At 72.7% G+C, this 18,654-nt stretch carries 18 protein-coding genes; 10 read left to right on the forward strand and 8 right to left on the reverse strand.

Going from position 1 to position 18,654, the window contains the following annotated elements; all coding sequences use genetic code 11:
• Positions 1-60: 60 nt before the first annotated feature.
• From ACZ4Z1_RS12265 to ACZ4Z1_RS12275, 3 genes are all read right to left on the reverse strand, one after another.
• The gene (locus ACZ4Z1_RS12265) at positions 61-537 is read right to left on the reverse strand and encodes a hypothetical protein (protein WP_468486490.1); all 477 of its coding nucleotides are present in this window, start codon (positions 535-537) and stop codon (positions 61-63) included.
• 96 nt (positions 538-633) lie between these two features.
• The gene (locus ACZ4Z1_RS12270; RefSeq protein WP_468486491.1) at positions 634-2,031 is read right to left on the reverse strand and encodes a sensor histidine kinase; all 1,398 of its coding nucleotides are present in this window, start codon (positions 2,029-2,031) and stop codon (positions 634-636) included.
• Complete coding sequence (locus tag ACZ4Z1_RS12275; RefSeq protein ID WP_468486492.1) at positions 2,028-2,882, reverse strand: response regulator transcription factor; 855 nt, start codon at positions 2,880-2,882, stop codon at positions 2,028-2,030. Before ACZ4Z1_RS12275 ends, ACZ4Z1_RS12270 begins: the two co-directional genes overlap by 4 nt.
• Before the next feature lie 63 nt (positions 2,883-2,945).
• Between ACZ4Z1_RS12275 and ACZ4Z1_RS12280 the strand changes: the two genes are divergently transcribed.
• Positions 2,946-4,109, forward strand: coding sequence for a UDP-N-acetylglucosamine--N-acetylmuramyl-(pentapeptide) pyrophosphoryl-undecaprenol N-acetylglucosamine transferase (locus ACZ4Z1_RS12280; RefSeq protein ID WP_468486493.1), 1,164 nt, complete (start codon positions 2,946-2,948; stop codon positions 4,107-4,109).
• Positions 4,106-5,125, forward strand: a complete 1,020-nt coding sequence (locus ACZ4Z1_RS12285) for a GDP-mannose 4,6-dehydratase (RefSeq protein ID WP_468486494.1) — start codon at positions 4,106-4,108, stop codon at positions 5,123-5,125. Before ACZ4Z1_RS12280 ends, ACZ4Z1_RS12285 begins: the two co-directional genes overlap by 4 nt.
• Positions 5,126-5,169: 44 nt before the next feature.
• Here ACZ4Z1_RS12285 and ACZ4Z1_RS12290 read toward each other — a convergent pair whose 3' ends face one another.
• Complete coding sequence (locus ACZ4Z1_RS12290) at positions 5,170-5,886, reverse strand: TetR/AcrR family transcriptional regulator (RefSeq protein WP_468486495.1); 717 nt, start codon at positions 5,884-5,886, stop codon at positions 5,170-5,172.
• A 358-nt stretch (positions 5,887-6,244) separates the two neighbouring features.
• On the opposite strand from ACZ4Z1_RS12290, the gene ACZ4Z1_RS12295 reads away from it, so the two are divergent.
• The 4 genes from ACZ4Z1_RS12295 (at position 6,245) to ACZ4Z1_RS12310 (ending at position 10,458) form a co-directional block, all read left to right on the forward strand.
• On the forward strand, positions 6,245-7,207 hold the full coding sequence (locus ACZ4Z1_RS12295; protein ID WP_468486496.1) for a tetratricopeptide repeat protein: 963 nt from the start codon (positions 6,245-6,247) through the stop codon (positions 7,205-7,207).
• Between the two features lie 616 nt (positions 7,208-7,823).
• Positions 7,824-8,456, forward strand: a complete 633-nt coding sequence (locus ACZ4Z1_RS12300; RefSeq protein ID WP_468486497.1) for a DUF6230 family protein — start codon at positions 7,824-7,826, stop codon at positions 8,454-8,456.
• A gap of 147 nt (positions 8,457-8,603) precedes the next feature.
• Entirely contained in the window at positions 8,604-9,110 is a 507-nt protein-coding gene (locus ACZ4Z1_RS12305) for a DUF6114 domain-containing protein (protein ID WP_468486498.1), read from the forward strand.
• On the forward strand, positions 9,100-10,458 hold the full coding sequence (locus ACZ4Z1_RS12310; protein WP_468486499.1) for a hypothetical protein: 1,359 nt from the start codon (positions 9,100-9,102) through the stop codon (positions 10,456-10,458). The genes ACZ4Z1_RS12305 and ACZ4Z1_RS12310 overlap by 11 nt, the downstream gene beginning before the upstream one ends.
• 133 nt (positions 10,459-10,591) lie before the next feature.
• Here ACZ4Z1_RS12310 and pyk read toward each other — a convergent pair whose 3' ends face one another.
• From pyk to pta, 3 genes are all read right to left on the reverse strand, one after another.
• On the reverse strand, positions 10,592-12,019 hold the full coding sequence (pyk, locus tag ACZ4Z1_RS12315; protein ID WP_468486500.1) for a pyruvate kinase: 1,428 nt from the start codon (positions 12,017-12,019) through the stop codon (positions 10,592-10,594).
• 117 nt (positions 12,020-12,136) lie between these two features.
• Positions 12,137-13,348 (reverse strand): acetate kinase, encoded by a 1,212-nt coding sequence (locus ACZ4Z1_RS12320; RefSeq protein ID WP_468486501.1) that lies wholly within the window; start codon positions 13,346-13,348, stop codon positions 12,137-12,139.
• A 45-nt stretch (positions 13,349-13,393) separates the two neighbouring features.
• Positions 13,394-15,493, reverse strand: a complete 2,100-nt coding sequence (gene pta / locus ACZ4Z1_RS12325; RefSeq protein WP_468486502.1) for a phosphate acetyltransferase — start codon at positions 15,491-15,493, stop codon at positions 13,394-13,396.
• 230 nt (positions 15,494-15,723) lie between these two features.
• Here pta and ACZ4Z1_RS12330 point away from each other — a divergent pair, with 230 nt between their 5' ends.
• From ACZ4Z1_RS12330 to ACZ4Z1_RS12345, 4 genes are all read left to right on the forward strand, one after another.
• Positions 15,724-16,749 carry an ATP-dependent 6-phosphofructokinase gene (locus ACZ4Z1_RS12330; protein ID WP_468486503.1) on the forward strand — a complete coding sequence of 342 codons (1,026 nt, stop codon included), beginning with the start codon at positions 15,724-15,726 and terminating at the stop codon, positions 16,747-16,749.
• A 166-nt stretch (positions 16,750-16,915) separates the two neighbouring features.
• Positions 16,916-17,335 carry a phage holin family protein gene (locus ACZ4Z1_RS12335; protein WP_468486504.1) on the forward strand — a complete coding sequence of 140 codons (420 nt, stop codon included), beginning with the start codon at positions 16,916-16,918 and terminating at the stop codon, positions 17,333-17,335.
• Positions 17,332-17,724: a DUF3618 domain-containing protein gene (locus tag ACZ4Z1_RS12340; RefSeq protein WP_468486505.1), complete on the forward strand. Its 393-nt coding sequence runs from the start codon at positions 17,332-17,334 to the stop codon at positions 17,722-17,724. The genes ACZ4Z1_RS12335 and ACZ4Z1_RS12340 overlap by 4 nt, the downstream gene beginning before the upstream one ends.
• On the forward strand, positions 17,724-17,984 hold the full coding sequence (locus ACZ4Z1_RS12345; RefSeq protein ID WP_468486506.1) for a DUF4235 domain-containing protein: 261 nt from the start codon (positions 17,724-17,726) through the stop codon (positions 17,982-17,984). Before ACZ4Z1_RS12340 ends, ACZ4Z1_RS12345 begins: the two co-directional genes overlap by 1 nt.
• Positions 17,985-18,171: 187 nt before the next feature.
• Here ACZ4Z1_RS12345 and ACZ4Z1_RS12350 read toward each other — a convergent pair whose 3' ends face one another.
• Positions 18,172-18,477, reverse strand: a complete 306-nt coding sequence (locus ACZ4Z1_RS12350) for a hypothetical protein (protein ID WP_468486507.1) — start codon at positions 18,475-18,477, stop codon at positions 18,172-18,174.
• Positions 18,478-18,654 lie beyond the last annotated feature (177 nt).

Here is an 18,654-nt window from a genome sequence, read left to right on the forward strand (position 1 = left end):
GCGGCGCGCGAAGGCGTCACCGGGCGTGCGGGTGCTGCGGGCTGCCGTACGCCGGGGGCGTCAGCTGCTCCGTACGAAGGGCGGGGCGCGCGGGCTGCGCGGGGAGTACCGGGCCCAGGGCGGGGCCCGCTCCTGGCGGGGGCCGACGGTCTCGCCGTACCCGAAGGGGGAGTGGTGCGGCGCCGGGGTCGCGGACGGCAGCGCGCCCGGCAGGCCGGGGAAGCGCGGGTGCGGAAGGACCGCGTGGACGTGGGCGGTGGCGGTCTGGCGGGCCACCGGCCGGTCGGGGATGGTGCGGGCGTCGGCCTGGGGGTGGGCGGGAACGGGGTGCGCGGTGAGGATCCGGGGCGCGGCGGACGACGGCTGGGAAGTGGTGGCCGCGGGGCTCGCGGCGGCAGCCGGTGGGCCGGGCGCCGGCGGGCCGGAGGCGGCATTCGCCGCTCCGGACGTGCCGGCCAGTACCAGCAGGACGGCCCACAGCCCGGCCAGCGCGCGGGGCAGGAAGCCCGGCAGCGCACGATGTGCTCCTCTGCTCACCGCCCGCCCTCCCGGTTCGTCGCCCCTGGCCGTCCGGCCGCGCGTCCGGCCCAGGGTAGTACGCCGCTGCTGTTCAGAAGTCCGTACGGTTCCGTCCTACCCTGCCGGGAAGCGGAGACGGAAGAGCGCCCCGCCGCCCGGCGCCTGTGCGGCCGTCAGTTCGGCCTGGTGCGCGCGGGCGATCTGGCGGGCCATGGCCAGACCGAGGCCGGAGCCGGGCAGCGCGCGGGCCGTCTCGGCGCGGTAGAAGCGGTCGAAGACGTGCGGCAGGTCCTCGGCCGCGATGCCGGGGCCGTGATCCCGGACGGTCAGTTCCAGGCCGTCCGCGGCGGCGGTCAGTTCCGTCTCGACCGGGCCGCCGGGCGGCGAGAACTTCGCCGCGTTGTCCAGCAGATTGGACAGCAGCCGGGACAGCCGCGCCGGTACGCCCGGGAGGGTCACTTCCTCCGCCGCCCCGTCGGTCCGCGCGGTGAATGTGATCTCCGGCCAGTGGCCGCGGGCCGCCTCCACCGCGTGCTCCAGCAGCGCCGCCGGTCGCACCTGTTCCACCAGCGGCTGCGGCTCTTCGTCCCGGGCCAGTTCGATCAGGTCGTTGACGAGCGTGGTGACCTCGCGCAGCTGGCGGCCCAGGGCTCTGGACGCGCGGTCGCGCTGGGCGTCGGTCAGCCGGTCGGCGCGGGCGAGCAGTTCGGCGTTGGTGCGCAGCGCGGTCAGCGGGGTGCGCAGCTCGTGGGAGGCGTCCGCGACCAGCCGGCGCTGCGCGGCGACCGACTGCTCCAGCTCGCCGAGCATGGTGTTGAAGCTGGCGGCCAGCCGGGTGACCTCGTCCTCGCGGCCGGGCGGCCCGGCGGGCAGTTCGATGCGGTGCCGGGCGTCGCGGGTGGCGGCGATGCGTTCGGCGGTGGCGGTGAGCCGGGCGACCGGGGCCAGGCCGGTGCGCGAGACCCAGTAGCCGAGCCCGGCCGCCAGCAGGATGCCCGCGCCGCCGACCCCGGCCAGTGCCATGGAGGCCTTCTGGACGCCGCGCTCCACGAGGTCCGAGCGCAGCGCCACCTGGAGCGCCTCGTCCTTGCCGCGCAGCCGGACGGTGTACATCCGCACCGGATATCCGGCGACGGTCAGCTGGCTGTAGTACGGCGCGCGCCGGCCGGCGGCGACCTCGCGGGTGGCGTCGGTGACCGGCAGCACGTAGGGGCCGCGCGGGTCCCTGGCCTTGTCGGCGGGGACCGACTGGAGGCAGGGCACGGCCTGGTACCGGCAGCCCGTGTCCCCGGCCGACGGGCCGTCCTGGCGGTACTGCTCGGTGTGCTGGGAGGCTGTCTGAGCCAGGCGGAATTCGAGCTGGCGGATCATCTGGTGGCGGGTGATGAAGATCGCCGCCACACAGATGCCGACCGCCACCAGGGCCACGGCGGCGGACGCGGCGAAGGCCAGCCGGGTCCGCAGCGGCCGGCGCCGCCGCCAGCGCGCGCCCAGGCCGCGCCGCCCGCTCACGCCCGTCCCGCCTTGCCGTTCCGCTCTGCCGTGCCGTCCCGGCCCTTCCTGCCGTTGAGGTCCGTCCCACCGTCCCGGGCCGCTCTGCCCTCCCGGCCGCCGGGGTCCGGCTCGTCCAAGCGGTAGCCGACCCCGTGCACGGTGTGCACCAGCCGTGACTCGCCGCCCGCCTCCAGCTTGCGGCGCAGGTAACCGACGTACACCGCAAGGGAGTTGGAGTCCGGGCCGAAGTCGCGTCCCCAGACCCGCTCCAGGATCACCTCACGCGGCATCACCTGCCCGGGGTGCAGCAGCAGCAGTTCCAGCAGGGCCCACTCCGTACGGCTGAACTCCAGCGGCCGCCCGCCCCGGTGGCCGGTGCGGGTCACCGGGTCGACGACCAGATCGGCGAAGGACAGCGAGGTGTCGTCGGCGGCGGTGGCCGAGGCGCGGCGCAGCAGCGCCCGTACGCGCGCGACCAGCTCGTCCAGCGCGAACGGCTTGACGAGGTAATCGTCGGCGCCCGCGTCGAGCCCGTCCACCCGCTCGCTGACCGAGTCCAGCGCGGTCAGCACGAGGATCGGCGTACGGTCGTCCAGCGCGCGCAGCCGGCGGCAGACCGCCAGGCCGTCCAGGACCGGCATCATCACGTCCAGCACGATCGCGTCCGGCTGCCAGGAGGCGACCTCGGAGAGCGCGGCCAGCCCGTCGGCGGCGCCGCGTACCGCGTACCCCTCCACACTGAGGCCGTCCTCGACGGCGGCCCGCACCTCCGGTTCGTCGTCGACGACGAGGAGCTTCGGCGGGGACGCGGCGGCGGGCTGCTGGGCGGCGCTCCGGTGCGCGGGGTGCGGTGCAGGCGAGGACGGCATGCACACAGGCTGCCAAACCCGTGTCTTAGAACCTTCTTAGGGCGCTTGGCGAGCGTGGCGGCCATGCGCACACCACTCTCAGTCGTCATCGGTGCGGGCGGTACCGGCGGCCACATCTATCCCGGGCTCGCCCTCGCGGACGCCCTGCGCCGGGCCGTGCCCGACGCGGTGGTCTCCTTCGTCGGTACGGAGCGCGGGCTGGAGACGCGGCTCATCCCGCAGGCCGGATACCGCCTGCACACCGTGGACATGATTCCCTTCGACCCGTCGCTCGGCGCCAAGCGCTATCTGCTGCCCGCCGCGCTGCTGAAATCGGGCGCCCAGTGCCGCTCGATCCTGCGTCACCAAGAAGCCCAGGTCGCGGTCGGTATGGGCGGCTACCCCAGCGCGCCGGTCATCGTCGGGGCGCGGATGGCCGGGCTGCCCAGCCTGGTCCACGAGTCCAACGCGGTGCCCGGCCGGGCCAACAAGTTCGCCGCCCGGCTCACCCCGCACATCGCGCTGGCCTTCGACCGCAGCCGCGAGCACCTGGCGGGCGGCGAGCGCGCCGAGACCGTCGGCATGCCGCTGGTCGGGCCGCTGGCGAGCCTGGACCGTTCGACGCTGCGGGAGGGGGCGCGCCGCGAGCTGGGCGTACCGGAGGGCGCCCGGCTGCTGCTCGTCAACGGCGGCAGCCTGGGCGCGGCCCGGCTCACCGAGGCCGCGGTCGGTCTCGCGGCCCGGTACCGCTCCCGTACGGACCTGCGGCTGCTGATCAAGACCGGACCGGCCGCCCTGGAGGAGACCCGGGAGCGGCTGGCGGCGACGGGCGGCGCGGCGGTCGCCGAGGCCGTCCCGTACCTGGACCGGATGGACCTGGCCTACGCCGCCGCCGACCTCGTGGTGTGCCGGGCCGGCTCGGCGACCGTCGCCGAGCTGGCCACGATCGGCATGCCGGCCGTCCTGGTCCCGTACCCGCACGCGCCCGGCGACCACCAGACGCACAACGCGCGGGTGCTGTCCGACGCGGGCGCCGCCGTCCTGCTGCCGGACGCCGAGACCACCGCGGAACGCCTGGCCGCGCTCGTCACACCCCTGCTCGACGACCCCGCCCGGCTGGCGGCCATGGGCCAGGCCGCCGACCCGGGCACCCACGCACACGCCGCCGACCTGCTGGCCGCCAAGGTCCTGAAGCTGGCCGGCCACCCCGCATCCCGTCCCACCACCTACCTGAGGGAGACCGCATGAGCACCACCGACCACGCCACCATGGAAACCCGCTGGAAGGGCCGCACCGTCCTGGTCACCGGCGCCGAGGGCTTCATCGGCTCGACGCTGGTGGACCAGCTCGTCGGGTACGGCGCGAAGGTGCGCGCCTTCGTGCACTACAAGCCGTACGCCGAGAAGGGGCACCTGGCCCGCTACCTGGGCCCGGACGGCCCGGTCGAGATGCTCGCGGGCGACGTGCGGGACGCCGGCCGGGTGGCGGACGCGGTGGCCGGCTGCGACACGGTCTTCCACCTCGCGGCCCTCATCGGCATCCCGTACAGCTACGACTCGCCCGGCGCCTACGTGCAGACCAACGTCGTGGGCACCGAGAACATCGCCGAGGCGTGCCGCCGGCACGCCGTGCGCCGCCTGGTGCACACCTCGACCAGCGAGGTGTACGGCACCGCGCTGACCGCGCCGATCAGCGAGGACCACCCGCTGCAGCCGCAGTCCCCGTACTCCGCCTCGAAGATCGGCGCGGACATGATGGCGCTCTCCCACTGGCACGCCTTCGAGCTGCCGGTCACGGTCGTGCGGCCGTTCAACACCTACGGCCCGCGCCAGTCCGCGCGCGCCGTCATTCCCACCATCCTGGCGCAGCTGCACTCCGGCGCCCGGCAGATCCGGCTGGGCTCGCTCACCCCCACCCGTGACTTCACCTACGTCACCGACACCGCGGCCGGATTCCTGGCGATGGCCGACTGCGACCGGGCGCTGGGCGAGGTCGTCAACCTCGGTACGGGGCGGGAGATCTCCATCGGCGACCTGGCGCGGTCCCTGATAGCCGCCTCCGGGCGGGACGCCGAGGTGGTGGTGGAAGGGTCCCGGCTGCGGCCCGCCGGCAGTGAGGTCCAGCGACTGCTTTCGGACAATTCGCGGGCGCGCGAATGGGCGGGGTGGGCGCCGGAGGTGTCCCTGGAGGACGGGCTGAAGCGGACCTCGGAGTGGGTCGCGGAGAACGTCCACCTGTTCGCGGCGGACCGGTACCAGGTCTGAGCGGCGGTCCGTACCCCGTCCGGCCGGCGGGCCCGCCCGGAGCCTCACGCTCCGGCCGGGCCCGCGTCCGTCTCCGTGGGCGGCGCCGCGTCCGTGTGCGCGAGTCCGGCCAGTCCGGCCAGCAGCAGCGTGCTGAACTGCTGCGCCCACCGTTCGTCCACCGGTTCCGCGCTGACCAGTGCCCGGTGCACGACGGCGCCCGCGATCACGTCGAAGATCAGTCCCACTGCCCGTCCGGCGGCCGCCGCGCCTTCCTCGCCGGCCGGGTCCGGCGGCAGTTCCCCGCGCGCCTGGGCCCGCTCGCGCCCGAGGATCACCAGCCGCTTCTGCCGCTCCACCACCGCGGAGCGGATACGGGTCCGCAGCGCTTCGTCGGTGGTGGACTCGGCGACCACGGCCATCAGCGCCGTCTTGGTCTCCGGCCGGGCCAGCAGCGCCGCGAACTGCAGTACGACGCCCTCGATGTCGGCCTGCAGGCAGCCCCGGTCGGGGAGTTCGAGCTCGTCGAAGAGGACCGCCACGGCGTCCAGGACCAGCTCGTTCTTGTTGGCCCAGCGGCGGTAGAGGGTCGTCTTGGCCACCTTGGCGCGGGCGGCGACGTCGCTCATCGTGAGCTTGCCCCAGCCCAGCTCGACCAGCGCGGCGCGGGTGGCGTCGAGGATCGCGCGGTCCGCCTCGGCGCTGCGCGGCCGGCCCGTACGGCTCCGGGAGCCCGCACGGCCCGTGGGCGCGCTGGTGCCGGTGAGGGGGCAGCGGTGCATGGGGGCGACCATACCGGCCAGTAGGTGCCGGTGGGCCCGTCCTCGTGAGGCAGATCACTCGCACGGTTTCCGGCAGGGGTTGCCGGGCCGGGGCGCCGGACAGTTACGCTACGGGTCGTAGCGAAAGGGTGGGCTGCCATGGCCTGCCCCGGACGCGACAGCCACTGGCCGCGGGTGGGGACCCGCGGCCGCAGCAGCACCACGCCGTCCTCCGGGCCGGCGGAAACGCGGCACCTCCGTCCTGCGCCGGCACACCGGCGGGCCGCACGGACGGACCAGGAGCCGCGCGCTTTTCGCGCACCGTGAATTTTCGGCACCGCTTTTCGCAACGGTCCGCGGAAGGGGGGAGGATAGGCGCATGCAGCCACGCAACATGTCCATGAGTGGAGTCGTCGACCTCGCCGCGGTGAAGGCGGCCGGGGAAGCCAAGCAGAAGGCGGAGCAGGCGCGCGCCGAGGCGGCCCGCACGGGCCGGCCCACAGGCGGCGCCCGTCTGGTGTTCGACGTCGACGAGGCGGGGTTCCAGCAGGACATCCTCCAGCGCTCCACCGAAGTCCCGGTCGTCATCGACTTCTGGGCCGAGTGGTGCGAGCCGTGCAAGCAGCTCGGCCCGCTGCTGGAGCGGCTGGCGGGGGAGTACGCCGGCAAGTTCGTCCTCGCCAAGATCGACGTTGATGCCAACCAGGCGCTGTTCCAGCAGTTCGGCGTGCAGGGCATCCCGGCGGTCTTCGCGGTCGTCGCGGGCCAGCCGATCCCGCTGTTCCAGGGCGCGGCCCCGGAGGCGCAGATCCGCCAGGTGCTGGATCAGCTCGTGCAGGCCGCCGAGCAGCAGTTCGGGATCGTGGGCGCGCCCGTCGACCCGGCGGGCGCCGAGCCCCAGGAGGCCGCCCCCGAGCCGGCCGGCCCGTACGACGCGCTGCTGGAGGCCGCGAACCGGGCCCTGGACGCCGATGACCTCGACGGTGCCGTCCAGGCGTACAAGAACGTGCTCTCCGACGACCCGGCCAACCCGGAGGCCAAGCTCGGCCTGGCCCAGGCCGAACTGCTGCGCCGGGTGCGCGGCCTGGACCCGCAGGAGGTGCGCAAGGCGGCGGCCGACGGCCCCGGCGACGTGCAGGCGCAGATCAGGGCGGCCGACCTGGAGCTGGTCGGCGGCCATGTCGAGGACGCCTTCGGGCGGCTGGTGGACACCGTCCGGCGTACGGCGGGCGAGGACCGCGAGGCCGCGCGCGTACGCCTGCTGGAGCTCTTCGAGGTCATCGGTGCCGACGACCCGCGGGTGATTTCGGCCCGTACGGCCCTGGCGCGGGTGCTGTTCTGACCTCTCGGCGTCCGGTCTCCCGCGTCTCCTGAGGCGCGCGGACCCCATCACTCGGCAGCGGCCACGTTTTACCAAATCTTGGTAATCGTGGCCGCTGTTACTTGGAGTAAATGGGGGCGGGGGATTTATCAGCTTTCCTCCCCGATTCCCCCATGCCTCATCACCGTCAGCGACAACCCAGGGTGCCCGCCCGATTTCGCGCCGTCGCGGCGTGGTTATCTCCCCGTTACTCGCAAGTAACGAACCCCTTGTGCGACGGCCGCCGATGCACCACGATCGGCCACGCTCGGTCCATTCCCGCCGCCCGGCAACCGGTCGGCGCCGCGGGGGTCATGGGTCCCCACCGAGTGGCCGGCGGCACCGCCACCGGTCCTGGACAGGGGGGTTCCTGCCCACCCGGCAGGGCCTGTCCGACAAGGGCCGCGCGCGAGCGTGGCCAGTGGTTGTCGCTCGGGGGTGATCGCCGGTGATTCGGAACGCCGTACGCCTGTACGCCTTTTCGATACGGGCGCTCTCCTTCCCGAGGACGTAGCACTTCTCCCATCCCAGGTACGGCCGCCGTCTTCTCAAGACCCGGACCGCAACCGGAGATGTACGTCCGAGAAGGAGGAAAGTCATGGAGTCCCTGGCTCGTGGCGGGACCAGATGGAAGCGGTTCGCCGTTGTCATGGTGCCGAGCGTCGCGGCGACGGCTGCCATCGGAGTCGCCATCGCGCAGGGTGCGCTGGCGGCGTCGTTCAGCGTCTCCGGTCAGCAGTTCAAGGTCACCGCGTCCGAACTGGACGGCAAGGGGTTCGTCCAGTACGGAGCCCTCGACAGCGGCAAGTCGGGGCAGCACCCGGTCGCCGTGGTGGGCATGAACTCCGCGGAGATCACCAACCTGTGCCAGTCGGTCGTCGTCCCGGTGCCGATCTTCGGCGATGTGACGATGCAGCTCAAGGCGGGCGGCAACGGCGGCCCGCGGGTCGAGGCGAAGAAGCTCTACATCGACGCCGACGACCTGCAGACCAACGCGACGTTCACCAACGTCGACATCGGCGTCTCGGTGGACCACACCACCAAGGGCCCGGGCCCGGCGAAGCCCGGCGAGGGCGGCCGGGGCCAGTACCTCCCCGACTCCTTCGCCCAGCAGGCCGACAGCGTGCACTTCGAGAAGGTCAAGCAGCGCGCCTGGGCCACCACGGCCGGAACGTTCAAGCTCAGCGGACTGCACATGAACGTCAGCCGCGGCAAGAACGAGTGCTACTGACGCACTGAGCGCACGGGTGCGGGGCGCGCGCCGCACGGCGGGACCGTCCGCCGTCCCAATCGCCCCGTACCCGTACGCCGGCAGCCACCGCAGCGCGTACTCCAGCGCACGTACCACCGATGAGCCAGTCCCGAGGAGCTGTACGACATGAGCGCCGACACGCGACCACGGCTGAACGAGAGCATCGGCCGCAAGCGCACTTCATTCAGGGACTGGCGAGGTCAGCGCCCGTTCTGGGGCGGAGTGCTGACGCTGCTGGCCGGATTCCCGATCATGTACATCCCCTACGCGAACCTCACGATCGGCTCCCTGACCGTCCGGATGGCGACGACCGCGGGCGCCGGCTCGCTGATCATCGGCGTACTCCTGGTCGTACTCGGCCTGACCATGTGGTTCCAGCCCGCCTCCCGCGTCTTCGCGGGCGTCGCGGCGATCCTGCTGTCCCTGGTCTCCCTGGTCGTCTCCAACTTCGGCGCCTTCGTGGTCGGCTTCCTGCTGGGCCTGATCGGCGGTGCACTGGCGGTCTCCTGGGCGCCGGGCAGGCCGGTCGCCCCCGAGAGCGGCGCACCGGCCCGGACCGCGGGCGGCGCACCGGACGATCTGTCAGGAGCGAACCCGGTCAACGGGACGAACGGGAGGAACAGTGCCGGGTGACGAGCACGAGACGAAAGCGGCCGCCCCGGCGGCGAGAACCGGGCCGCGCCACGCGGCCCCGCGTAAACCGCTGCTGACCCGGCTGCACGTACCCGCGGGAAAGGCGATCGCCATCGCCGCGATGCCGTCCGCCGTCCTGATGGGCATGGGCCTGACGCCGCAGCTGGCGATGGCCAAGCCGCAGCCGGAGAGCCCGTTCCGTAAGGGCCCGTGCGTCAGCGCACCCGACACGGCGGAGCAGCAGGCCGAGGAGAAGGCCGAGAAGGAGAAGGCGGCCGAGGAGAAGGCCGAGAAGGAGAAGGCGGCCAAGGAGAAAGCGGCCGACGACAAGGCCGCCGGGGGCAAGGCCGGCAAGGGCGAGAACCCCGCCGGCACGGACAGCGGTACGGACACCCCCGCCCCTGGCGCCTCCTCCCCGGCCCCGGGCAAGAACGGGGAGGCCCCCGGACCGGCCCCGACCCCTTCCCCGTCCTCCTCCGCGGGCAAGCCCGCCACACCGTCCCCCTCCGCCTCACCCACGGACCAGAACCCCTGGTACGACCCGCTGGGCGTGGGCAAGAAGCTGCACGATGTCTTCCACCCGGGCGAGGACAAGTCCGCCACCCCGAGCACGTCCCCGTCCCCGTCCCTGCCCTCCTCCACCCCCAGGGGTCAGGACTCCGGCGGTACGCCCGGCACACCGGGCGGCAAGGTCACCGACCCGCTCAAGGACACCGCCGACAAGCTGGGCAAGGCGGCCGGCGACACCACCGGCAAGACCGGGAAGGCCCTGGACGACGCCGGGGACAAGGCGGACGACGCCCTCCCGTCACCGTCACCGTCCCCCAGCGGCAGCGCCGATCCGAACGCCCCCGACGCGGACGGCAAGAAGCCGTTCCCCTGCGTCGAGGAGAAGAAGGTCGCCGGCCAGGACGAGCAGACCCCGGCCACCGTCCCGAACCAGCCCTGGTACCTGGAGTCCAGCGGCCTGACCCTGCGCGGCCTGGACTACGAGGGCGTCGTCAACCTCACGATGCCGAACGGCCGCACCAAGCAGACCCTGAAGTTCACCGCCGACAGCATCGACATCGGCGACCTCCACCAGATCGTGGACGGCCCCGCCGGGAAGAAGTACCACGTCCAGGCGGCCAAGGGCTCGACCTCCACGATCCGCGGCGGCAAGGTCACCATGTACACCGAGCGCCTCCAGGGCAACCTCTTCGGCCTCATCCCGATCGTCTTCGACCCGGAACACCCGCCGCCCGTCAACGTCCCCTTCGCGTACTTCACCAAGGTGAAGATCACCCAGGCGGGCCAGTTCGGCGGCAACCTGACGATTCCGGGGCTGCATCAGTCGATCACGGGGTGACAGCCGCCGTCATCGTGTCCCGTCGGGGCGGCCCCGGAACGGGACGGGCCGTGGGCGGGCGTCGGTGTACGGCAAGGGGCCGCATCCCCAACCGGATGCGGCCCCTTGCCGTATTCACGTCATGCCCGGCGCGTCAGCCGCGGTCGCCGCCCAGGTGGTGGACCCGGACCATGTTCGTGGTCCCGGGAACACCGGGAGGCGAACCAGCGGTGATGATCATGGTGTCACCGTCGTTGTAGCGCTGGAGCTTGAGCAGTTCGGCGTCGACCAGGTCGACCATCTCGTCGGTGTGCTCCACGTGCGGCACGACGAAGGTCTCCACGCCCCAGCTCAGCGCGAGCTGGTTGCGGGTGGCGGCGTCCGTGGTGAAGGCCAGGATGGGCTGAGACGCGCGGTAGCGGGACAGACGGCGTGCCGTGTCGCCGGACTTGGTGAAGGCGACCAGGGCCTTGCCGTTGAGGAAGTCGGCCATCTCGGCGGCCGCGCGGGCCACCGCGCCGCCCTGCGTACGGGGCTTCTTGCCCGGGACCAGCGGCTGCAGGCCCTTGGACAGCAGCTCCTCCTCGGCCGCCTCGACGATCTTCGACATCGTCTTGACGGTCTCGATCGGGTACTGGCCGACCGAGGACTCCGCGGAGAGCATGACCGCGTCGGCGCCGTCCAGGATCGCGTTGGCGACGTCGGACGCCTCCGCGCGGGTCGGCCGCGAGTTGGTGATCATCGACTCCATCATCTGGGTCGCCACGATCACCGGCTTGGCGTTCCGCCGGCACATCTCCACCAGGCGCTTCTGCACCATCGGGACCTTTTCGAGGGGGTACTCGACCGCGAGGTCGCCGCGGGCCACCATGACGCCGTCGAAGGCCGCGACGACCTGCTCCATGTTGGCGACCGCCTGCGGCTTCTCCACCTTGGCGATCACCGGGACGCGCCGGCCGACCTCGTCCATGACGCGGTGCACGTCGTTGACGTCCTTGGCGTCCCGGACGAAGGACAGGGCCACCAGGTCGCAGCCCATGTTCAGGGCGAACTTCAGGTCCTCGATGTCCTTCTCGGACAGCGCCGGGACGTTGACCGCCGCACCGGGCAGGTTGATGCCCTTGTGGTCGGAGATGACGCCGCCCTCGATGACGATGCAGCGCACCCGCGGGCCGTCGACCTCGACGACCTGGAGGGCCACGTTGCCGTCGTTGATCAGGACCGGGTCGCCCTTGGAGACGTCACCGGGCAGGCCCTTGTAGGTCGTGCCGCAGATGGTCTTGTCACCGGGCACGTCCTCGGTGGTGATGACGAACTCGTCACCGCGCACCAGCTCGACGGGGCCGTCGGCGAAGGTCTCCAGGCGGATCTTGGGGCCCTGGAGGTCGGCCAGCACGCCGATGGCGCGGCCGGTCTCCTCGGCGGCCTTGCGGACGCGGTGGTAGCGCTCCTCGTGCTCCGCGTGGGTGCCGTGGCTCATGTTGAATCGGGCCACGTTCATGCCGGCCTCGATCAGCGTCTTCAGCTGGTCGTAGGAGTCGACGGCGGGGCCCAGGGTGCAGACGATTTTGGAACGGCGCATGGGATCGATCCTATCGTTTGTTTCGGAGCGGAATTATTGGGGCTCGGGTGCCCCGGAAGCAGGGGGCGGCCAGGCGCCGCACGGGCGCCGGCGGCACCTGGCCGCGCATGCCACGGGTCAGTTGCTGACCAGGGCGTATGTCTGGTTGGCGATCTCCAGCTCCTCGTCGGTGGGGACGACGGCGACCGCGACCCGCGCGTACTCCGGCGATATCAGCCGCGCCTCGTCGGACCGTACGGAGTTCAGATCGGCGTCCACCGCCAGCCCCAGCTCCTCCAGCCCCTTGACCGCGGCCTCGCGCACCGGGGCGGCGTTCTCGCCGACGCCCGCGGTGAACGCCACCGCGTCCACCCGGCCCAGCACCGCGCTGTAGGCGCCGATGTACTTCTTCAGCCGGTGGATGTAGATGTCGAAGGCGAGCGCGGCCCGCTGGTCGCCCTCGTCGATCCGGCGGCGGATCTCCCGCATGTCGTTGTCGCCGCACAGCCCGACCAGCCCGCTCTTCTTGTTGAGCAGCACGTCGATCTCGTCGGTGTCCATGCCCGCCACCCGCTTGAGGTGGAAGACCACGGCCGGGTCGATGTCGCCGGACCGGGTGCCCATGACCAGGCCCTCCAGCGGCGTCAGACCCATCGAGGTGTCCACGCAGCGGCCGCCGGCCACCGCCGAGGCGGAGGCGCCGTTGCCCAGGTGCAGCACGATGACGTTGACGTCCTCGGGCGCCTTGCCGAGCAGCTCGGCGGTCTTGCGCGAGACGTACGCGTGCGAGGTGCCGTGGAAGCCGTACCGGCGGATGCGGTGCGCGTCGGCCGTCTCCACGTCGATGGCGTAGCGCGCCGCGTGCTCCGGCATCGTGGTGTGGAAGGCGGTGTCGAAGACCGCGACCTGCGGCAGGTCGGGACGGAGCGCCTGCGCGGTCCTGATGCCGGTGATGTTCGCCGGGTTGTGCAGCGGGGCGACCGGCACCAGCCGCTCGATCTCCTTGAGCACCGCCTCGTCGATCACGGTCGGCTCGGTGAACTTCAGACCGCCGTGCACCACCCGGTGCCCGATCGCCGCCAGCTCGGGCGAGTCCAGGCCGAGCCCGTCGGCGGCCAGCTCGTCGGCGACCGCCTTCAGCGCCTCGTCGTGGTCGGCTATCCGGGCCTCGCGCTCCCTCTTGTCGCCTCCGGTGGCCAGCGGGGTGTGGGCCAGGCGCGAGGTCTCCTCACCGATCCGCTCGACCAGGCCCACGGCGAGCCGGGACCCGTCGTTCATGTCGAGCAGTTGGTACTTCACCGACGAGGAGCCGGAGTTGAGGACGAGGACACGGGTGGCGTTGGCAGTCATGGAGCAGCTTCCGGTTGGTTGTGGGGGGCGGGTGGCGGAGGGGCGTCAGACGTCGGCGGCGGGCGAGCCGCCCGGTGCCGCACCCTGCGCCTGGATGGCCGTGATGGCCACGGTGTTGACGATGTCCTGGACGAGCGCGCCGCGCGAGAGGTCGTTGACCGGCTTGCGCAGGCCCTGGAGCACCGGGCCGACGGCGACCGCGCCCGCCGAGCGCTGCACGGCCTTGTAGGTGTTGTTGCCGGTGTTCAGGTCGGGGAAGACCAGCACGGTGGCCCGGCCGGCGACCTCGGAGTCCGGCAGCTTGGTCTTGGCCACCGCGGCGTCCACGGCCGCGTCGTACTGGATCGGGCCCTCGACCAGCAGGTCGGGGCGGAGCTGCCGGACGATCTCGGTGGCCTTGCGCACCTTGTCGACGTCCGCGCCGGAGCCGGAGGTGCCGGTGGAGTACGACAGCATCGCGATCCGCGGCTCGACGCCGAACTGCGCGGCGGTGGCCGCCGACTGGATGGCGATGTCCGCGAGCTGCTCGGCGTCCGGGTCCGGGTTGACCGCGCAGTCGCCGTAGACCAGCACGCGGTCGGCCAGGCACATGAAGAAGACCGAGGAGACGATCTGCGCTCCCGGCTTCGTCTTGATGATCTCGAAGGCGGGCCGGATGGTGGCCGCGGTGGAGTGCACCGCGCCGGAGACCATGCCGTCGGCCAGGCCCTCCTGCACCATCAGGGTGCCGAAGTACGACACGTCCGCGACCACGTCGTACGCCAGCTCGTAGGTGACGCCCTTGTGGGCGCGCAGCTTCGCGTACAGCTCGGCGAAGCGCTCGCGCAGCGGCGAGGTCTGCGGGTCGGTGATCTGCGCGCCGTCCAGGTCGATGGCGAGGTCGGCGGCGCGCTTGCGGATCGCCTTCTCCTCGCCCAGCAGCGTCAGGTCGCACACGTCGCGGCGGAGCAGGACGTCGGCGGCGCGCAGCACCCGCTCCTCGGTGCCCTCGGGCAGTACGACGCGGCGGCGGCCGGAGCGGGAGCGTTCGATCAGCTCGTGTTCGAACATCATCGGTGTGACGCGGCCGGAGCGGGCGACGGAGATGCGGTTCGTCAGCTCGGCGGTGTCCACGTGCCGCTCGAACAGGCCCAGGGCGGTCTCCGCCTTGCGCGGCGCCGCGGCGTTCAGCTTGCCCTCGACGGCGAACAGCTCCGCCGCGGTCGGGAAGGAGCCGCCGGAGACCGAGATCACCGGCGTGCCGGGGGCGAGCCGGTTGGCCAGCGCCATGATGTCGGAGCCCGGACGCTCGTCGAGGGTCAGCAGCACGCCCGCTATGGGCGGGGCGCCGGCGCTGTGCGCGGCGAGCGAGCCGATGACCAGGTCGGCGCGGTCGCCGGGGGTCACGACCAGGCAGCCGGGGGTCAGCGCCTTCAGGAAGGTCGGCAGCATGGCGCCGCCGAAGACGAAGTCGCGGGCGTCGCGGGCCAGCCCCGAGTCGTCGCCGAGCAGCACCTCGGCGCCGAGCGCGTGCACGATCTGGCCGACGGTGGGCGCGGAGAGGGCGCCGTCCTCGGGGAGCGCGTAGCAGGGTACGGGCAGGTGGGCGGAGAGCTGCCCGGCGACGTCCGCGCGCTGCTCGGGCGCCACCCGGTTGACGATCAGCGCGACGACGTCGCAGCCCAGCGAGTGGTAGGCGCGGTAGGCGTTACGGGCCTCGGAGCGCACCGACTCGGCCTCCTGGCCCTGGCCGCCGACGACCGGCAGCACCGCGGCGCCGAACTCGTTGGCCAGCCGGGCGTTGAGGTTCAGCTCGGCCGGCAGGCTGGTGGCCGCGTAGTCGGAGCCGAGGACCAGGACGTACTCGTGGTCCTTGGCCACCCGGTGAAAGCGTTCGACGAGCTGGGAGACCAGCTCGTCGGTGCCCTGCTCGGCCTGGAGGCGGGCGGCCTCCTCGTAGCCGAGGCCGAAGACGGTCTCGGCGGGCTGGGAGAGCCGGTAGCGGGCCCGCAGCAGCTCGAACAGCCGGTCGGGGCCGTCGTGCACCAGCGGGCGGAAGACGCCCACCCGGTCCACATGGCGGGTCAGGAGTTCCATGACTCCCAGCTCGACGACCTGGCGGCCGTCGCCGCGGTCGATCCCGGTCACGTACACGCTGCGCGTCACGCGTGCTCTCCGATCCATTCCGTCGCTTCGCAAGGTCAAATTTACCGTTATGGTGAGCTTGCCCCTCTTGACAATACCTGCGGCTGTGGTTAAGCCGCCCCTCCAGTTTTACGCATGTGTCAGCGGGCAGCTGCAGTGGCGCCCGACGCTGTGCGGGCACCGCCTGTCGGCCCGTGAAACAATCGGACCGGCTCACAAGAACCAACAGCGAGCACAGGAGACACAGCACCATGCGTATCGGAGTCCTCACCGCGGGCGGCGACTGCCCCGGTCTCAACGCTGTGATCCGTTCGGTGGTGCACCGTGCCCTCACGGGCCACGACGACGAGGTCATCGGTTTCGAGGACGGATTCAAGGGCCTGCTCGACGGGCGGTACCGCAAGCTGGACCTGGACGCCGTCAGCGGCATCCTGGCCCGCGGCGGCACCATCCTCGGCTCCGCCCGCCTGGAGCGCGCCCGGCTGCGCGAGGCGTGCGTGAACGGCAAGGACCTGGCCCGTGAGTACGGCATCGACGTGCTCATTCCCATCGGCGGCGAGGGCACGCTCACCGCGTCGAAGATGCTGGCCGACGCCGGCCTGCCGATCGTCGGTGTGCCCAAGACCATCGACAACGACATCTCCGCCACCGACCGCACCTTCGGCTTCGACACCGCCGTCGGCGTCGCCACCGAAGCCATCGACCGCCTCAAGACGACCGCCGAGTCCCACCAGCGCGTCATGGTCGTCGAGGTCATGGGCCGGCACGCGGGCTGGATCGCGCTGGAGTCCGGCATGGCCGGCGGTGCCCACGGCATCTGCCTGCCGGAGCGCCCCTTCGACGTGAACGACCTGGTCGCCATGGTCGAGGAGCGCTTCGCCCGGGGCAAGAAGTTCGCCGTGGTCTGCGTCGCCGAAGGCGCCCACCCCGCCGAGGGCACGATGGACTACGGCCACGGCGAGATCGACCAGTACGGCCACGAACGCTTCCAGGGCATCGGCACCGCCCTCGCCCGCGAACTGGAGCACCGCCTCGGCAAGGAGGCCCGCCCGGTCATTCTCGGCCACGTCCAGCGCGGTGGTACGCCCACCGCGTACGACCGTGTGCTCGCCACCCGCTTCGGCTGGCACGCCGTCGAGGCCGCGCACCGCGGCGACTTCGGCCAGATGACCGCCCTGCGCGGTACGGACATCGTGATGAGCCCGCTGGCCGACGCGGTCACCGAGCTGAAGACCGTGCCGGTGAGCCGCATGGACGAGGCCGAGTCGGTCTTCTGATCCACCGCTCCCGCAGCTGACGGCGCGTGTTCCCCCGCCGGGGAGCGCGCGCCTTCGCGTTGCCCGGGGGCCCCTTCGCGCTGCCCCCACCCGTACGGGCCAACGTTCCGGTTAACCGGCCCGGGAAGAGGTACCCGGCGCGCACAAGGAAGGAGGCGTGACCGGGATGAGCGATTTCGTGGATCACCGGACGGCCCGGCCGGACAGCAGGCCGGTCAACGAGCTGGTCACCCAGGCGTCGGAACAGCTGTCCAGCCTGGTGCGCGACGAGATGCGGCTGGCGCAGGCGGAACTCACCCGCAAGGGCAAGCGCTTCGGTGTGGGAGGCGGGCTGCTCGGGGGCGCCGGAACGGTGGCGTTCCTGGCCGCCCAGGCCCTGGTGGCGACCGCGATCATCGCGCTCGGGCTGGTGCTGCCGCTGTGGGCCGCGGGCCTGGTCGTCGTGGGCGCGCTGCTGGCGCTGGCGGCGGTCCTCGGGCTGCTGGGGCGGCAGCGGATCCGCCGTGCCACCCCGCCGGTGCCCGAGGAGGCCGTGCGCAGCGTCCGCCAGGACATCGAGACGATCAAGGAGAGTGCCCGGCGATGACCAGTGACCCCGGTAAGGACGGCGCGGCGAGCCCGGCCGAACTGCGCGCCCGCATCGAACAGACCCGGCAGGAGCTCGGTGACACCGTCGCCGCGCTCGCCGACAAGGCCGACGTGAAGAGCCGCGCGCAGGAGAAGGCGGCCCGCATCAAGGACCGGACGCTGCACCGGACCGCGGCGGCCACGGACCGGGCGGCCGGTTCCACCGCGGTCCGTACGGCCGCCGCCGCGGGCGGCGCGCTGCTGGCCGGCGTGCTGGTGCTGCGCCGCCGCCGCGCCCGGGCGGGCGTACGTCCGTACACGCTGCGTACGAAGAAGAAGATCCAGCGCCCGCTCGCCAAGGCGGGCACCAAGGCCCGGCGGGCCTGCCGGAGCAAAGGACACCACTGATGGTCAAACTTCTCTACAAGCCCCTGGGAATGGTGTTCGGCGCCCTCGGCGGGGTGCTGGCCGGGGTGCTGTTCAAGCGCCTGTGGAAGCTGGTCGGCGGCCAGGAGGACGCGCCGAAGGCCACGGACGAGGAACGCCGCTGGCGGGAGGTGCTGCCCGCGGCCGCGCTGCAGGGCGCGACGCTCGCGGTGGTCAAGGCGGCCGTGGACCGCAGCGGCGCGGTGGCCGTCCGCAAGGCCACCGGGTCCTGGCCCGGCTGACCCCGTGAGCCGCTGCTCCGGCACCGCCGTGCCGTACCCGCGCACGGCGGTGCCGGGTGGTGTCCGCGTACGGCGGTGCCGGGTGGTGTCCGCGTACGGCGGTGCCGGGTGGTGTCCGCGTACGGCGGTGCCGGGTGGTGTCCGCGTACGGCGTTGCCTGACCGGCGTTCGCGGCCGTGTCCGGCCGTCACGGCCGGGGATTGACCCGCTGCCAGCGGGGGCGGGCGTCCCCGCCCCGGCGCCCGGCGACGGACGCACAGCGCGGACACACCCGCTGCACGCGGTCCGCCGCCCCGCCGGACTCGGGCAGGATGTCGGGCCAGCCGATGTGCGGAAACCGCGCCAGCTGCGAGCGGCTGAGCGAGAGACCGCACACGGTCTGGTTCAGCCCCTGCTCCCAGGCGTGCACCTCGCCCGCCGGGAGCCGCCGCCCGTCCTCGTCGTCCACCCACTGGCCCGATGCCGCGACCGCGTACCGCTTCGCCGCTGCCATGCCCGATCGTCCTCCTCCCGTGGCGCCCCGCGCGCGCAAGGCGGCGAGGGCCACCCTGGGGCGCCCGCGGCACGGGACCACCCGAGCGCCGCAGGGGGAATGGGGCGGGGGGGGGGCTGTTTGTGCACCCCCGTTCCCTCCCCGGGGAGGGGGTGCTTTGCGCCGGGTTGAGCCCGG

The sequence above is a fragment of the Streptomyces sp. NPDC030165 genome (assembly GCF_055573595.1).

Coding starts and splice junctions, on each gene's coding strand:
- ACZ4Z1_RS12300 (WP_468486497.1), top strand. CDS start 7,824: ATGGAGTCCCTGGCTCGTGGCGGGACCAGATGGAAGCGGTTCGCCGTT.
- ACZ4Z1_RS12345 (WP_468486506.1), top strand. CDS start 17,724: ATGGTCAAACTTCTCTACAAGCCCCTGGGAATGGTGTTCGGCGCCCTC.
- ACZ4Z1_RS12330 (WP_468486503.1), top strand. CDS start 15,724: ATGCGTATCGGAGTCCTCACCGCGGGCGGCGACTGCCCCGGTCTCAAC.
- ACZ4Z1_RS12295 (WP_468486496.1), top strand. CDS start 6,245: ATGCAGCCACGCAACATGTCCATGAGTGGAGTCGTCGACCTCGCCGCG.
- ACZ4Z1_RS12285 (WP_468486494.1), top strand. CDS start 4,106: ATGAGCACCACCGACCACGCCACCATGGAAACCCGCTGGAAGGGCCGC.
- ACZ4Z1_RS12320 (WP_468486501.1), bottom strand. CDS start 13,348: ATGACTGCCAACGCCACCCGTGTCCTCGTCCTCAACTCCGGCTCCTCG.
- ACZ4Z1_RS12290 (WP_468486495.1), bottom strand. CDS start 5,886: ATGCACCGCTGCCCCCTCACCGGCACCAGCGCGCCCACGGGCCGTGCG.
- ACZ4Z1_RS12275 (WP_468486492.1), bottom strand. CDS start 2,882: ATGCCGTCCTCGCCTGCACCGCACCCCGCGCACCGGAGCGCCGCCCAG.
- ACZ4Z1_RS12350 (WP_468486507.1), bottom strand. CDS start 18,477: ATGGCAGCGGCGAAGCGGTACGCGGTCGCGGCATCGGGCCAGTGGGTG.
- pyk (WP_468486500.1), bottom strand. CDS start 12,019: ATGCGCCGTTCCAAAATCGTCTGCACCCTGGGCCCCGCCGTCGACTCC.
- ACZ4Z1_RS12280 (WP_468486493.1), top strand. CDS start 2,946: ATGCGCACACCACTCTCAGTCGTCATCGGTGCGGGCGGTACCGGCGGC.
- ACZ4Z1_RS12335 (WP_468486504.1), top strand. CDS start 16,916: ATGAGCGATTTCGTGGATCACCGGACGGCCCGGCCGGACAGCAGGCCG.
- ACZ4Z1_RS12305 (WP_468486498.1), top strand. CDS start 8,604: ATGAGCGCCGACACGCGACCACGGCTGAACGAGAGCATCGGCCGCAAG.
- ACZ4Z1_RS12340 (WP_468486505.1), top strand. CDS start 17,332: ATGACCAGTGACCCCGGTAAGGACGGCGCGGCGAGCCCGGCCGAACTG.